At 75.9% G+C, this 14480-nt stretch carries 15 protein-coding genes; 3 read left to right on the plus strand and 12 right to left on the minus strand.

Annotated features, from left to right (window positions below; translation table 11 throughout):
- Positions 1–4 precede the first annotated feature (4 nt).
- Positions 5–655 (minus strand): QsdR family transcriptional regulator, encoded by a 651-nt coding sequence (locus K4S16_RS10290; protein ID WP_160160875.1) that lies wholly within the window; start codon positions 653–655, stop codon positions 5–7.
- A 91-nt stretch (positions 656–746) separates the two neighbouring features.
- Here K4S16_RS10290 and K4S16_RS10295 point away from each other — a divergent pair, with 91 nt between their 5' ends.
- Together K4S16_RS10295 and cphA are read left to right on the plus strand one after the other, a co-directional pair.
- Positions 747–1580, plus strand: coding sequence for a cyanophycinase (locus tag K4S16_RS10295; protein ID WP_149258611.1), 834 nt, complete (start codon positions 747–749; stop codon positions 1578–1580).
- A 2-nt stretch (positions 1581–1582) separates the two neighbouring features.
- Entirely contained in the window at positions 1583–4222 is a 2640-nt protein-coding gene (cphA, locus tag K4S16_RS10300) for a cyanophycin synthetase (RefSeq protein WP_149258612.1), read from the plus strand.
- On the opposite strand, the gene K4S16_RS10305 is transcribed toward cphA, so the two are convergent.
- The 11 genes from K4S16_RS10305 to K4S16_RS10350 form a co-directional block, all read right to left on the minus strand.
- A complete protein-coding gene (locus K4S16_RS10305; RefSeq protein WP_235036690.1) occupies positions 4219–5043 on the minus strand; it encodes a phosphatase PAP2 family protein in 825 nt (274 codons plus the stop codon). The two genes, cphA and K4S16_RS10305, sit on opposite strands and share 4 nt — an antisense overlap.
- 210 nt (positions 5044–5253) lie before the next feature.
- Positions 5254–6411 (minus strand): 4-hydroxybenzoate 3-monooxygenase, encoded by a 1158-nt coding sequence (locus K4S16_RS10310; protein ID WP_149258613.1) that lies wholly within the window; start codon positions 6409–6411, stop codon positions 5254–5256.
- Between the two features lie 51 nt (positions 6412–6462).
- Positions 6463–7275, minus strand: a complete 813-nt coding sequence (locus K4S16_RS10315; RefSeq protein WP_235036691.1) for an IclR family transcriptional regulator — start codon at positions 7273–7275, stop codon at positions 6463–6465.
- A gap of 28 nt (positions 7276–7303) precedes the next feature.
- On the minus strand, positions 7304–7693 hold the full coding sequence (pcaC, locus tag K4S16_RS46780; RefSeq protein WP_200841785.1) for a 4-carboxymuconolactone decarboxylase: 390 nt from the start codon (positions 7691–7693) through the stop codon (positions 7304–7306).
- Positions 7690–8463: a 3-oxoadipate enol-lactonase gene (gene pcaD, locus K4S16_RS10320; RefSeq protein ID WP_200841786.1), complete on the minus strand. Its 774-nt coding sequence runs from the start codon at positions 8461–8463 to the stop codon at positions 7690–7692. The genes pcaC and pcaD overlap by 4 nt, the downstream gene beginning before the upstream one ends.
- Positions 8460–9680, minus strand: a complete 1221-nt coding sequence (pcaB, locus tag K4S16_RS10325; protein WP_235036692.1) for a 3-carboxy-cis,cis-muconate cycloisomerase — start codon at positions 9678–9680, stop codon at positions 8460–8462. Before pcaB ends, pcaD begins: the two co-directional genes overlap by 4 nt.
- On the minus strand, positions 9670–10233 hold the full coding sequence (gene pcaG / locus K4S16_RS10330; protein ID WP_149258614.1) for a protocatechuate 3,4-dioxygenase subunit alpha: 564 nt from the start codon (positions 10231–10233) through the stop codon (positions 9670–9672). The genes pcaB and pcaG overlap by 11 nt, the downstream gene beginning before the upstream one ends.
- Positions 10233–10958, minus strand: a complete 726-nt coding sequence (gene pcaH / locus K4S16_RS10335) for a protocatechuate 3,4-dioxygenase subunit beta (protein WP_268843219.1) — start codon at positions 10956–10958, stop codon at positions 10233–10235. The genes pcaG and pcaH overlap by 1 nt, the downstream gene beginning before the upstream one ends.
- A gap of 80 nt (positions 10959–11038) precedes the next feature.
- Complete coding sequence (locus tag K4S16_RS10340) at positions 11039–12025, minus strand: sigma-70 family RNA polymerase sigma factor (RefSeq protein WP_200841787.1); 987 nt, start codon at positions 12023–12025, stop codon at positions 11039–11041.
- Positions 12026–12124: 99 nt separating this feature from the next.
- Positions 12125–13210, minus strand: coding sequence for a zinc-dependent alcohol dehydrogenase family protein (locus K4S16_RS10345; RefSeq protein ID WP_149258617.1), 1086 nt, complete (start codon positions 13208–13210; stop codon positions 12125–12127).
- A 13-nt stretch (positions 13211–13223) separates the two neighbouring features.
- Complete coding sequence (locus K4S16_RS10350) at positions 13224–13721, minus strand: XdhC family protein (protein WP_149258618.1); 498 nt, start codon at positions 13719–13721, stop codon at positions 13224–13226.
- Between the two features lie 179 nt (positions 13722–13900).
- Between K4S16_RS10350 and K4S16_RS10355 the strand changes: the two genes are divergently transcribed.
- Positions 13901–14455 (plus strand): universal stress protein, encoded by a 555-nt coding sequence (locus tag K4S16_RS10355; RefSeq protein WP_160160876.1) that lies wholly within the window; start codon positions 13901–13903, stop codon positions 14453–14455.
- The last annotated feature ends 25 nt before the right edge of the window (positions 14456–14480 follow it).

Consider the following 14480-nt stretch of genomic DNA (forward strand, 5'->3'; position numbering starts at 1 on the left):
CTCTTCAGCGTCCCGCCGCGCCCGGTGATTCCCCGCCGCCCGGGCAGGGGCGCAGCAGCAGCTCCACGACCTCCAGGGCCTGCTCGATCTCCGGCCGGTTCCCGCCCAGGTAGTGCGCGTACATGAAGGAGTCGGCGACCCTGACGATCGCCTGGGCGAGCGTGCGGGTCGGCAGCCGGGTGCGCAGCGCGCCGCGGTCGATCTCCGCCTGCAGCTCCGCGGTCAGCAGCTCGGTGGCGCGGTCCTCGATGGTGCCGGGCATGGTGGCCAGCCTGACGAACAGCCGGGGCTCGCGCTCGGTGAACGCCTTCAGCGGCCCGGCGTCCACCACCGCGCGCATGAACCGGTCGAGCAGGGTGAGGATCCGCGCGGCGCCGGCGCCGCCGACGCCGCGCGCGGCGACACGGTAGGTGCGCTCGGTCATCTCCCCGAGCAGGGCGCCGAGGAGCTGCTCCCGGCTGCCGACCCACCGGTAGAGGGTGGCGCGCCCGACGCCCAGCTCGGCGGCGAGCGCCGACATGTCGATCGGCTCGCCCCGCAGGTAGTGGGCGGACGCGGCGGCCAGCGCGGCGGCGCGGCCGCCCTGGTGCGAGGGCGAGCGGGTCGCGCCGGACGCCGGGCGGAAGGCGTCGCCGGCGGGAACGGGGCCGCTCATCGACCCAGCATGGCACAGCCGCCGCGCTGCCCATCCCATGACTTGTCGCGTTCGCGCGACTACAGGCGGTTATCGGGGGTAGCTAGCAGGTGTGAACCACAAACACGGGGGCGCCGGACGCAAGGGCCGGCTGCTGATCATCGGTGGGGCGGAGAACCGGGTCTGCGGCTCCGGCCCGCTGGAGACGTTCGTCGAGCTGGCGGGCGACGAGGACGCGCGGATCGTCGTCATCACCACGGCGACGGAGGTGCCCGAGGAGGTCGCCGACGAGTACACCGCCGTGTTCGGGCGGCTCGGCGTCTCCTCGGTGCGCGAGCTGCGGCTGCTCGGCCGCGCGGCGGCCGACGACGCGGCCACGCTGCGGGCGCTGGAGACCGCGACCGGGGTGCTGTTCAGCGGCGGCGACCAGTCGCGGATCCGCACCCTGGTCGGCTCGAAGACCAACGAGCTGCTCAAACGCCGGCTCGGCCAGGAGGGCCTGGTGATCGCCGGGACGAGCGCCGGCGCCACCGCCATGGGCCCCTGGATGATCCTCGGCGGCCGCGGCCACGAGGTCGCCGCGTCCAGCGTGAAGGTCGGCCCGGGGCTCGGCCTGCTCGACAACGTGCTGATCGACATGCACTTCAACGAGCGGGGGCGGCTGCCGCGGCTGATGAGCGGGATAGCGCTGGACACCCGGCTGCTCGGCGTGGGGATCGACGAGGACACGGCGATCGTGGTGGGCGACGGGCGGTTCGAGGTCGTCGGGACGGGCGTCGTCACGGTCGTGGACGCCGGGCAGGCGACGGTCGCCTACGCCGCCTCCGACGACGAGCCGATGGCCATGCTCGACGTGTCGCTGCACCTGTTGCCGGCCGGATGCGCGTTCCAGATGAACGACAGGCTCCCGGCGATCGGCGACATGCGCGGCCCGGAGGAGGGGTAGCGGTGCGGCTCGACCATGTGCGCCGCCTCGGCGGCCCGAACGTCTACCTGTCCCGGCCGGTCGCGATCGCGCGGCTGGACCTGCAGGGCCTGACCGGCCACGAGACCACCGACCACCCCGGCTTCGCCGGGCGGCTCGTCGACGCGCTGCCCAGCCTGGCCGGGCACCACTGCTCGGCGGGCCGCCCGGGCGGGCTGCTGGAGGCGATGGCGCGCGGCACCTACTTCGGCCACGTCACCGAGCACGTCACGCTGGAGCTGTCCGGGCTGATCGGCCGCGAGGTGTTCTTCGGCCGCACCGTGCGCGCGGGCGGCCCCGCCGAGTACGACGTGATACTGGAGTGCCCGCGCGACGAGCCGTCCGCGAGCCCGGTGGTGGAGCGCCTGATCACGCTGGCGGTGCGGATCGTCAACGGGGCGCTCGCCGGGCGCGTCCCCGACGCCTCCGCCGACCTGGCCGCCGTCACCGCCGTCCACGAGCAGGAGCGGCTCGGGGTGAGCACGGCGGCGCTGGCGCGCGCGGCGCGCGAGCGGGGCGTGCCGGTGCGCCGGGTCGGCGGCCTCAACCTGCTGAAGCTCGGGTACGGGCGTTACCGCCGGACGGTGTGGGCGGCGATGACCGACGCCACCTCGGCGATCGGGATGGAGGTCGCGGGCGACAAGCGGCTCGCGCACCGCCTGCTCGCCGACGCCGGCCTGCCCGTGCCGGAGGGCCGGGTCGCGGCGTCCCCGGGCGAGGCGCTGGAGGCGCTGCGCGCCGTCGGCGGCCCGGTGGTCGTCAAGCCGCTGGCGGGGCACCAGGGCGAGGGCGTCCACATCGAGCTGACCACGCCGCCGGAGGTGGTGGCCGCGTTCACCTCGGCGGCCGGGGACGGCGGCGAGGTCCTCGTCGAGAGCTACATCCCCGGCAAGGACTACCGGGTGCTGGTCGTCGGCGGCCGGGTCGCGGCGGCGGCCGAGCTGACCGCCGCGTGCGTGACCGGCGACGGGACGGCCCCGGTGGCGGCGCTGGTGGAACGGGTCAACGCCGACCCGGCGCGCGGCGAGGGCCACGACCGGGCGCTCACCCGGCTCGTCCTCGGCCCCACCGAGCTGGCGCTGCTGGCGCGGCAGGGGCACGGCCCCGAGTCGGTGCCCGCCGCCGGGGAGCGGGTCTGGCTGCGCCGCAACGCGAACCTGTCCACCGGCGGCACCAGCCGGGACGTCACCGCGGACGTCCACCCGGAGGTCGCCGCGATGTGCGTGCGGGCCGCCGGGGCCGTCGGCATGGACGTGTGCGGCATCGACCTGCGGCTGCCCGACATCGCCTCCCCGCCGCCCGCCGAGCACGGCGCCGCCGGGATCCTGGAGGTCAACGCCGCGCCGGGCCTGCGGATGCACCTGGCGCCGCACGAGGGCGCGGGACGGGACGTCGCGGCCGACATCATCGGCCTGCTGTACCCGGAGGGGACGCCGTCGCGGGTGCCGGTCGTGTCGGTGACCGGCACCAACGGCAAGACCACGACCGTCCGGATGATCGCCCACATGCTGGAGCTGGACGGGCGGCGGACCGGCATGACCAGCACCGAGGGCGTCCACGTGGGCGGGCGCCTGGTCCACCGGTCCGACGCGTCCGGGCCGCGCTCGGCGGAGATGGTACTCGGCGACCGGTCGGTGGAGGCGGCCGTGCTGGAGACCGCGCGGGGCGGCATCGTGCGGCGCGGCCTCGGCTACGACCGCGCGGACGTCGCGGTCGTCACCAACATCACCCGCGACCATCTCGGCGTGGACGACACCGAGTGCCTGGAGGACCTGGTCGACATCAAGTCGCTGGTCGCCGAGGAGGTCCGGCGCGGCGGCCACGTGGTCCTCAACGCCGAGGACGAGGCGTCGGCGGGGCTCGCCGAGCGGCCGGGGGTCCGCGAGCGCGACCCGGTGCTGCGCCTGTTCGCCCTGTCCCCCGACGCCCCCGTCCTCGCGGAGCACCTGCGCGGCGGCGGGGTCGGCTACTGCGTGCGGGACGGGTGGCTGACCGAGGCGCGCGGCGACCGCCGGACCCCGATCCTGCCGGCCGCGGAGGTGGCGGGCTCGTTCGGCGGGCACGCCCGGCACGTGATCGCCAACGCGCTCGCCGCGTCGGCCGCCGCCCGCGCCCTCGGCGTCCCGGTGGAGGTCCTGGCGCGGGCGCTGCGCTCGTTCGACCCGCACACCCGCAACCCCGGCCGGGGCTGCGTGTACCAGGTCGGCGCCAACCCGGTCCTGGTCGACTACGCGCACAACCCGGCGGCGGTCGCGGCGGTGGGCGCGTTCGTCGAGCGGCGCTGGGGCGGGTCGGGGGTCGCGGCGGTGACGCTGCCGGGCGACCGCTCCGACGAGCTGGTGGGCGAGACCGCCCGGGCGCTGGCGGGCTCCTTCGACCGCGTCGTCGTCTACGAGGACGAGGACCTGCGGGGGCGCCGCTCGGGCGAGATGACCCGGCTGATCGTCAAGGGGCTGCGGGAGGCCCGCCCGGGCGTGCGCCACCACCCGGCGGGCGACCTGAAGGGAGCGCTGACCTCGGCGCTGGACATGGCGGAGCCGGGCGAGCCCGTCCTGCTGCTGTACGAGAAGCTCCAGCCCGTGGTCGAACTGCTCGAGACGCTGGGCGCCGAGCCCGCCGGCTAGCCCGCCGGCCCGTCCACCGGCCCGTCCATCGGGCCGTCCGCCGGCGGCGGGCGCAGCAGCAGGGCGGTGACCGTCAGCAGCGCCAGCACCACGATGCCGTCCAGCCAGTAGTGGTTGGCGGTGCCGACGACGACCGCGACCGTCGCGGTCGGGTGCAGGAGCCACAGCCATCGCCACCGCGTCCGGGACGTGACGATGAGGCCGAGCGCGATGACGGCCGCCCAGCCGATGTGCAGGGACGGCATCGCCGCGTACTGGTTGGCGATCGTGTCGCTCTGCGGCGCCCCGTACACCGACGGCCCGTACCGGGCGGCGGTGTCGATGAGCCCGGTCGCGGGCAGCATGCGCGGCGGCGCCAGCGGCACGAGCAGGTGCAGGACGAGCGCCGCGGCGGTGAGCGCCACGAGGACCCGGCGCACCCACCGGTAGTGGGCGGGCCGCCGCAGGTAGACCCAGAGCAGGAACAGCACGGCCGCCGGGAAGTGCACGCCGGCGTAGTAGGCGTTGGCCGCGTGCACGAGGGTCTGGCTGTGCAGCAGGCCGTGCTGGACGGCGACCTCGTCGGGCAGGCCGAGGACGCGTTCGAGGCGCAGGACGCGGTGGGCGTTGTCGAACGCCTCGCTCACCCGCCCGTCCGCCAGCAGCCGCCCGAGCTTGTATGCGGCGAACAGCACGATGATCAGCAGCAGCTCGCGGACGGGCCGCGGCCGGCCGCCGGGCCGTCCCCCGGCCGAGCCGGCGGGTCCGGGCCTGCGCAGTCGCGATAAAGCGCCGGCCGGCCGGGGCGGCTGGTCGAGGAGGCTCACTGCGCTGTCCTTCACGGGTCTTCCGCGCCGGCGGGGGCCGGGCGGGGGGCGGGCTCGCGGACGCCGTCCGGCCGGGCGGCGTCGTCGAGCGGATGCCGAAGCCTCTCACCTTCCGCGTCCGCATGGGGAAGTCCCACCGTAGACCGAACTTGCCTGGTTGGCAAAAATTCAGAGGCTGCCAATTTAGGTGACGTGCCTCTCACCGGGCGCCCCGCCCCCGCGCGGCTAGTCGAGGGGAAGGCCGGTGTAGTTCTCCGCCAGCGAGGTCATGGCGGCCTCCGAGGAGACAACGTAGTCCAGGTGGGAGCGCTGGAGCCGGCGCTCGAAGGCGGTCGCGGCCGGGTCGGCGTGCAGCAGCGTGGTCATCCAGTACGAGAAGTGCTCGGCTCGCCACACCCGCCGCAGGCACGCGTCGGAGTAGCCGTCCAGCAGCGCGTGCGATCCCGAGGCGTACCGGTCGGCGAACGCCCGCGCCAGGACGGTCACGTCCGACACCGCCAGGTTGAGTCCTTTCGCCCCGGTCGGCGGGACGATGTGGCCCGCGTCCCCGGCGAGGAACAGCCGGTCGTGCCGCAGCGGTTCGGCCACGAAGCTGCGCATCGGCGTGATCGACTTGTCGGTGACCGGGCCCTCGCGCAGCCTCCAGCCGTCGTCCGTCGCGAACCGCGCCGCCAGCTCGTCCCAGATCCGGGCGTCGGGCCACGCGGCGATGTCCTCGTCCGGCGGCACCTGGAGGTAGAGGCGGCTGACGTGCGGCGAGCGCAGGCTGTGCAGCGCGAACCCGCGGTCGTGGTTGGCGTAGATCAGCTCGTCGGTGGAGGGCGGGACGTCGGCGAGGATCCCGAGCCAGGCGAAGGGGTAGTCGCGCTCGAACGTCCGCAGCCCCGGGACCGCCGGCCGGCTGACGCCGTGGAACCCGTCGCAGCCGGCGATGTAGTCGCAGTCGAGCGTGCGGGTCCGCCCGCCGCTGCGGAAGGTCACACTCGGCGCCGAGGCGTCCAGGGCGACGACCTCCGCCTCGAAACGCACGTCGCCGCCGTCGGCCAGCCGCCGGGCGACCAGGTCCTTGACGATCTCGGTCTGCGCGTAGACGGTCACGGTCCGGCCGGTGAGCCCGGTCAGCGGGATCCGGTGCCCCGCGCCGCCGAACCGCAGCTCCAGCCCGTGGTGGACGAGGCCCTCGCGGTCGAGCCGCTCCCCCGCGCCGCTCTCGCGCAGCACGTCGGTCGTGCCCTGCTCCAGCATCCCGGCCCGCTGCCGATGCTCCACGTAGTCGCGGTCGCGCCTCTCCAGGACGACCGAGTCGATCCCCTGGAGGTGGAGCAGGTGCGACAGCAGCAGTCCCGCCGGGCCTCCGCCGATGATCGCGACCTGGGTACGCATCGATCCTCCTCGTGTGGGTCCGCCCGCATGTTCGCGGACGTCACCGCAGGTTCAGGCGCCGGAATTCCGCTCAGCGGAAAAGCTTTCCGAGTGTCCGCTCCAGTGCGCGGCCACGTCCCGGGACAGGGCGCGGACCGCAGTGGTCAGCGGCGGCAGCAGCCGCCGCAGGTCGGCGCTGCGAGTGCTCGACACCAGCGACATCGCCGCGACCACCTCGCCCGCGCCGTCCCGCACGGGGGCGCCGACCGACGACGCGCCGAGCGTCATCTCGTCGCGGGTCACCGCGTAGCCGGAGCGGCGGACCTGCTCGACGCAGCGCCGAAGCTCGGCCGGGTCGGTGATGGAGCGCGCCGCGTACCGGGGCAGCTCACCGGCCAGGACCTCCTCCCGGACCGCCGGCGGCGCGAACGCCAGCAGCACCTTCCCGACGCCGGTGGTGTGCAGCGGCAGCGTCGCGCCGACCTGGGTCACGACCGGCACCGACCGCGTCCCGCGCAGCCGCTCCACGATCAGCACCCGCGCGTCGCGGAGCACGCCGAGCTGGACGTTGTCGTGGGTGGCCTCGTACAGGTCCTCCATGTGCGGGAGGGCCAGCTCCCGCAGGCCGGTGACCGCCGGGGCCTGGCTGCCGATGCGCCACAGCCGGGTGCCGATGCGGTACGTGCCGTCCGGGACCCGCTCCAGGAACCCGCCGCCGACCAGCTCCCCGACGAGCCGGTGGCCGGTCGCCAGCGGGAGGCCGGCGCGGCGGCAGATCTCGCTCAGGTTGAGGCGGACGCCACCCTGCGCGAAGGCGTTGAGGATGGCCATCACCTTGCCCGCCACGCTGACCGGCCGCGCGCGTTCCGCGCTGTCGTCTCCCACGTGGCCCCTCCGCCCGGGCTCACGCCCGTCACCGGTCTTCGCTGAGCACCCGCTGGGCTACGGCGAACGCCGAGTTCGCGGCGGGCACTCCACAATAGATCGCCGTCTGCAGGAGCACCTCCCCGATCTCGTCGGGGGTCAGGCCGTTGCGGAGCGCGGCGCGCACGTGCATGGCCAGCTCGTCCAGGTGGCCGCCCGCGACCATGGCGGTCAGCGTGATGCAGCTGCGGGTCCTGCGGTCCAGGCCGGGGCGGCTCCACACCTCGCCCCACGCGTAGCGGGTGATCAGGTCCTGGAAGTCGGCGGTGAAGGCGTCCTTGCGGGCCTCGGCGCGGTCGACGTGGGCGTCGCCGAGCACCTCGCGCCGCGTCCTCATGCCCCGCTCGTGCCGCTCCCCGTCGGACAGGCGCTCGCTCATCGGCGGGATCCCTTCCATGTGCGGTCCAGGTGCGCGGTGATCGCCTCGGTGACCTCGGCCGGGCGCTCGGCGTTCGCCAGGTGCCCGGCGCCCTCGACCACCGTCAGGACGGCGCCGGGGATGCCGGCGGCGAGCCGGTCGGCGTGGCCGCGCGGCGGGGTCGGGCCGTCCTGCGCGCCGGCGACCACCAGGGTCGGCGCGCGGATCTCGCCGAGGCGCGCGGTCGCGTCGAACGCGGCCAGGGCGTCGCAGCAGCCCGCGTAGCCCTCGGCGCCGGTCGCGCGCAGCATCGCCGCGTAGGGCTCCGCGCCGGTGAAGGACGGCGTGAACCAGCGTCCCGGCGCCGTGTCGGCGACCGGGCCGACGCCCTCGCGGCGCACGAGCGCGGCGCGCTCGTGCCAGGCGGCCGGGTCGCCGAAGCGCGGGGAGGTGCAGCACAGGACCAGGCTCGCTACGCGGTCCGGGGCGCGCAGCGCGAGGGCCGTCCCGACCGCGCCGCCGAGCGAGACCCCGGCGTAGGCGGCCCGGTCGACGCCGAGGCCGTCCAGCAGCGCGGCGACCCCGTCGGCGAGGTCCTCGACGGTGAACGGGCCGCCGGGCGGGGGCGCGCCGCCGTGGCCGGGGAGGTCGTAGCGCAGCACGCGCCAGGCGCGGGTCAGCGCGGGCATCTGCGGCAGCCACAGGTCCGTGGTGGTGCCGAGGGCCGGGCCGAGGACGACGACGGGCGCGCCGTCCGGCCCGTCGAGGCGGTGCCGGGGTGCGGCGGTCATGTGCGGCTCCTGCGGTACGCGTCGAGGGCGCGGCCGACGAGGGCGGCCGCGGCGCCGGTCCCAGGGTCGTCGCCGAGGACGTCCAGGAGGTCGTCGAGGTCGGCGCGCATCCGCTCGGTGGACACCTCCAGGCCCTCCAGCAGCTCGGCGGCCGTCTCGGCGGCGCCGCCCGTCAGCCGCAGGCACTCGCGCAGCGGCTGCCACTCGGCGTGCCACTCCCCCGCGGGCCGCTCGTGCGGCGCGGCCTGCGCGGCGAGGACCACCTGGACCTGCGCCGGGACCTGCAGGGCGGCGGACCGCACCAGCGCCGACAGCGCCGGGTTGCGCTTGTGCGGCATCGACGACGAGCCGCCCCTTCCCGCCCCAGCCGCCTCGGCGGCCTCGCCGACCTCGCTCTGCGCCAGCAGCCAGACGTCGGTGGCGATCTTGCCGAGGGCGCCGGCGGCCACCGCCAGCGCCGCCGCGAGCCCGGCGACGGGCGTCCGGCGGGTGTGCCACGGCAGGACGGGGCAGGCCAGCTCCGTCTCCCGCGCGTAGGCGGCGACGAGGTCGAGCGCCCGGTCGCCGAAGGCGTCCAGGGTCCCCGCCGGGCCGCCGAGTTGGACGGGCAGCGGCACCGCGGCGAGGCCCTCCCGGGCCTCCAGGCAGCCCATCAGCCAGCCCGCCGCCTTGGCGCCGAACGTCGTCGGCAGCGCCTGCCAGCCGAGCGTGCGGGCCGGCATGGGGGTGTCGCGGTACCGCGCCGCGAGCCCGGCCAGCGCGTCCAGTGCCCGGTCGAGGTGGGCGAGGACGACGCGCCTGGCGCGGGCCGCGACGAGCATGGCGCCGGTGTCGGCGATGTCCTGGCTGGTGGCGCCCTTGTGCACGTGCTCGCCCGCGGGACCCGCGAGCGCGCGCAGGTCGGCGACCAGCGGCACGACTGGGTTGCCGGAGCCGCGCGCCCGGCGGGCGATGCCGGGCAGGTCGAACCGGTCCGCGTCGGCGGCGGCGGTGATCGCCTCCGCGGCGGGGCCGGGGACGAGACCGAGCCGGGCCTGCGCGCGGGCGAGCGCCGCCTCCGCGTCGAGCATGGCCGTCAGGTAGGCGAGGTCGCTGGTGGCGGCCTCGGCCTCCGTCCCCGCCCGGACGGGCGACAGCAGCCCCGCGTCCGGCGCCGGGCGGCGGCCCTCCGCGGAGCCGTGCGCGCCGGGCGGCGGCACGTCCTCGTCAGAAGGCAAGGAACACCGTCTCCCGGTCGCCCTGGAGGCGGACGTCGAACCGGTACTCCCGCTCGCCCTCGCGTTCGGCGACCAGCGTGGCGCGCCGCTCCTCCGGGACGGCGCCGAGCAGCGGGTCGCTCGCGCGGGCGGCCTCGTCCTCGGGGAAGTACAGCCGGGTGAAGACCGGTTTGAGCAGGCCGCGGGCGAAGACCAGCACGGCGATGTAGGGGGCGCCGCCGCCCACCGCGCCGGGCTTGACGGTGCTGAACCAGTAGCCCCCGGCCGCGTCGGTGCCGCACCGGCCGAAGCCGGAGAAGCCGTGCCCCTCGCGCACGATGCCGCCGGGGCGCCGCGCGATCTCGCCGTTCTCGTCGGCCTGCCAGATTTCCAGCAGCGCGTCCGGCACCGGCTGCCCCGCGCCGTCCAGGACGCGCCCGCGCACCCGGATCGCGTCGGGACGCCACGGCGGGACCACCTGCGGGCCCGCCTCGTACGGCAGCGCGTACCCGAAGAAGGGGCCGACCGTCTGCGACGGCGTCATGGCCGAGGGCGGGAGGGAGGGCGTGCTCATCAGGCCTCCGTCGGGGTGTCGCCGAGGACGATGTCCCACTGGTAGCCGAGGGCCCACTCCGGTGTGGTGGTGTCCAGGTCGAACCGCGAGACCAGCTTCCGCCGGTCCCGCTCGTCGGGGATCGACTGGAAGATCGGGTCGTGGGCGAACAGCGGGTCGCCGGGGAAGTACATCTGGGTGACGAGCCGCTGGGTGAACGCCGTGCCGAACACCGAGAAGTGGATGTGGGCGGGCCGCCACGCGTTGTGGTGGTTGCCCCACGGGTAGGCGCCCGGCTTGATCGTGACGAACCGGTAGCGGCCGTCGTCGTCGGTGAGGCAGCGTCCGGCGCCGGTGAAGTTGGGGTCGAGCGGCGCCGGGTGGACGTCGCCGAGGTGGTTGTACCGCCCCGCCGCGTTGGCCTGCCATACCTCCACGAGGGCGCCGCGCACCGGGCGGCCCGCGCCGTCGAGGACGCGGCCGGCCACGACGATCCGCTCGCCGAGCGGCTCGCCCGCGTGCTGGACGGTGAGGTCGTGGTCCCGCCGCCCGAGTTCCTGGTGGCCGAAGACCGGGGAGGCCAGCTCGACGCTGTCCGGGCCGAGCTTCGGCATGACCAGGTCCTGCGAGGGGGCGCGGAGCACGGTGCTCTTGTACCCCGGGTACAGGTACGGCGGGTGCGTCATGCCCTCATCCCTTCTGCTCAGCCTTCCCCATTCCCACTCCGCGGGGGGACGTCGCACCATCCCCGCGGTCTCCACCCTCGCAGCCGGCCCGGCGCGCACCGTCTCGCGGCTTCCGCCCAGTGGAAGGGCAAGGGCAGGGCTCAGAGGGCTTCGGGCAGACCGAACAGCGGGAACAGGCTCGTGTCGAAGAACACCGAGACGTGCGCGACGCCGTCACCGGTGATGGACAGCACCTGCAGCTGGTAGGCGCTGTGCACGCCGTCGGCGTCGCGCTTGTAGAGGCCGAAGGCGGGCTGCCCGTTCGCGGCGGCGGGGACCATCCGGATGTCGCCGGGGCCGGGGCTGCACTGCGCCCTGATGAGCCGGACGGCGGTCTCGGCGCCGACGAACCACTCGGGGAAGGGCGGCATCTCCCAGATGACGTCCTCCTTGAACAGCTCGATCAGGCCGCCGATGTCGGCGTCCTCGAACGCCTTCGCATAGCGCTCCAGGAGGTCGCGCTGCCCGGGGTCGGTCGGCTCGACCAGCTCGTCGCGCAGGGGCGCGTTCTCCTCCAGCTGCGCCCGCGCCCGCTGGAGCGCGCTGTTGACCGCGGCGGTGGAGGTGTCGAGCAGCTCGGCGACCTCGGCGGCCCGCCACTTCAGGACGTCGCGCAGGATCAGCACGACCCGCTGCTTGGCGGGCAGGTGCTGCAGCGCCGCGACGAACGCCAGCCGGGTGCTCTCGCGCGCGGTGACGATCGTCGCCGGGTCGGCGGCGTCCGCGCCGAGCAGGGCGTCGGGGGCGGGCTCCAGCCACGGCACCTCGTCCGAGGCCACCACGGGCCGCTCGGGCTCCTCGCTCGGCGCCCCGAGCCCGGACGGCATCGGCCGGTGGCCGCGCTGGTCGATCGCGGTCAGGCACACGTTGGTGGCGATCCGGTACAGCCAGGTGCGCAGCGACGACCGGCCCTCGAAGCCGTCGTAGGAGCGCCACGCCCGCAGGTAGGTCTCCTGGACGAGGTCCTCGGCGTCGTGGATCGAGCCGAGCATCCGGTAGCAGTGCGCCAGCAGCTCCCGCCGGTAGGGGTCGGCGAGGGCCAGGAAGTCGCGGTCCGTCTCTATGGTGTTCGGCATGGTGGTCGTCACCTCTGCTGGGCGGCATCGCCGTGGCGGCGAGGGCGGCGGGCGCCACCGCCTCCGACCGTAGGCGGGCCCACCGACAGAACACGTGCGTCCCTTCGGATCCTACGCGCGAAGCCCGTGACCATGGCCGGAACCGTGGTCGGAAGACCGCCGCCGCCAGGGTTCGATCACCGTGATGCCCGCGCCGGACATCCCGGCGAGGGCGGCCGGAGTGTCCTCCAGCGCCAGGACGCGGCCGACCAGCAGGTCGGGGCGCAGCGTCCCGGCGCGGACCAGCTCCATCATCGGGCCGTAGGCGTGGGCGGCCATCCCGTGGCTGCCGACGATCTCCAGCTCCCAGCCGATCACCCGCTCCATCGGCAGGTCGGCGCGGCCCGCGCCGGGCGGCAGCAGCCCGACCTGGACGTGCCGGCCGCGCCGGCGCAGCGACCCGACCGAGGCGCGCGCCGTGGCGGGGCTGCCGAGCGCGTCCAGCGACACGTGGGCGCCGCCGTGGGCGGCCTCGCGCACGGCCTCGGCCACGTCGTCATGGGCGGAGGCGTCGACGACGGCGGCCGCGCCGCACCGGCGCGCCAGCTCCAGCGCCTGCGGCGACACGTCGACGGCCACGACCCGCGCGCCGGCCGCCGCGGCGACCATGACGGCCGACAGCCCGACGCCGCCGCAGCCGTGCACCGCGAGCCACTCGCCCGCGCGCACCCGGCCCTGCGCGAGGACGGCGCGGAACGCGGTGGCGAACCGGCAGCCGAGCGCGGCCGCGGTGGTGCAGGCCATCTCGTCCGGGAGCCGGACCAGGTTCACCTCGGCGGCGTCGATCGCGACGTACTGCGCGAACGACCCCCAGTGCGTGAAGCCGGGCTGGGTCTGGGCCTCGCAGACCTGCTGGTCGCCCGCCGCGCAGGACGCGCAGCGTCCGCAGGCGCACACGAACGGGACGGTCACGCGGTCGCCGGGCCGGAAGCCGGCGACGCCCGCGCCGGCCTCCTCGACCGTGCCCGCCAGCTCGTGCCCGGGGACGTGCGGGAAGGAGCGGATGTCGGGGTCGTGGCCCTGCCAGCCGTGCCAGTCGCTCCGGCAGACGCCCGTGGCCTCGACCCGGATCACCGCGCCGCCGGGCGGCACCCGCGGGTCGGGCAGCTCGCGGATCTCCAGGGGGCCGCCGAAGGAGTCGTAGGCGACCGCCTGCACTAGGGCGCCCGCACTAGAACTCGAAGCCGCCGGGGCGGCCGTTCCGGTCGGCGATCAGTCCGGCCAGGGTCGCGACGGCGATCTCGGCGGGGGTCCTGGAGCCGATGTTCAGGCCGATCGGGCGGTGCACGCGGGCGATGTCGGCCGCCGGGACGCCGAGTTCGGTGAGGGCCGGGATGTGCGGGGCGGGATGCCGCGGGTTGCCCATGACGCCGACCCACCGGACGGGCTGGGTCAGCACGTCGCGCAGGACGGGCCCGAGCTCGGGCCGGTGGTGGTCGGTGACGACGACGTCGGCGGTGGCGTCCAGGGGCGGCAGGTCGGCGGTGCCGTCGCGGTCCTTGTCGGGGTCGACGAGGAACGTGCGGTAGCCGAGGTCGGCGGCGTAGCGCAGGAGGTGGTCGGCGACGGGGCCGGCGAACACCGCGACCAGGGTCCGCTCCCCCGTGTCGGGCTGGACGTCGCCGTGCGCGACGGCGCAGGAGGAGTCGTGCTCGTGCGGTGCGGCCATACCCGAAGTCTGCCCCGCGCGGCGCCGGATGGTCCAGGGGCCACGCCCTCGCCCGCCGGCTCGCCGCGGTCCGCCGGAGAACCGCCGCGAACCGCCGCCGCGGAAACGTGGAACTCGCGCGTAGGAACGGGTATGCCTTCTGTCTAGACTGCTGTCACCCGGCGGCCACAGGAGGGACCGTGATCGCGAGACCGGAGGGCGGGCCCCGCGTCGTGGTGGGGGTGGACGACTCCGCGGGCGCGCGCTGCGCCCTCTCCTGGGCGATCGGCGAGGCGCGGCTGCGCCGGCTGCCGCTGCTGGTCGCCCACGCCGCGCCGCTGCCCCCGCACGTGTCGGCCGCGGGCCAGCTCGGCTGCGGGATCACCGAGGCGCTGCGCGCCTCCGGAGCCGAGCTCGTCGCCCGGCTCCTGGCGGAGGTGTGCGGCGGCCCGCCCGAGGGCGTGGACATGACCGCCCTGGCCCTCGTCGGGGAGCCCGGCGCGACCCTCGTGCGACTGGCGGGCGACGACGACATCCTGGTCGTCGGGCGTGGGGACCGGGGCCCGTTCTCGCGGCTGCTGCGGCCGTCGGTGCGCCTGCACTGCGCCCGCAGGGCCCGCGCGACCCTGGTGTGCGTCCGCCCGCCCGCGTTCGACACGCTGCTGGAGAGCCTGGCGGTGCGGGACGAGTCGCCCGAGAGCGTCCCCGACTCCCGCTTCCGGCGCCTCGGCCGCCGCCTGCGCCTCCCCCTCTGACCGCACCCCCGCCGACCGCGCCTCC

It is taken from the genome of Actinomadura sp. K4S16 (assembly GCF_008327685.1).
Taxonomy (GTDB): domain Bacteria; phylum Actinomycetota; class Actinomycetes; order Streptosporangiales; family Streptosporangiaceae; genus Spirillospora.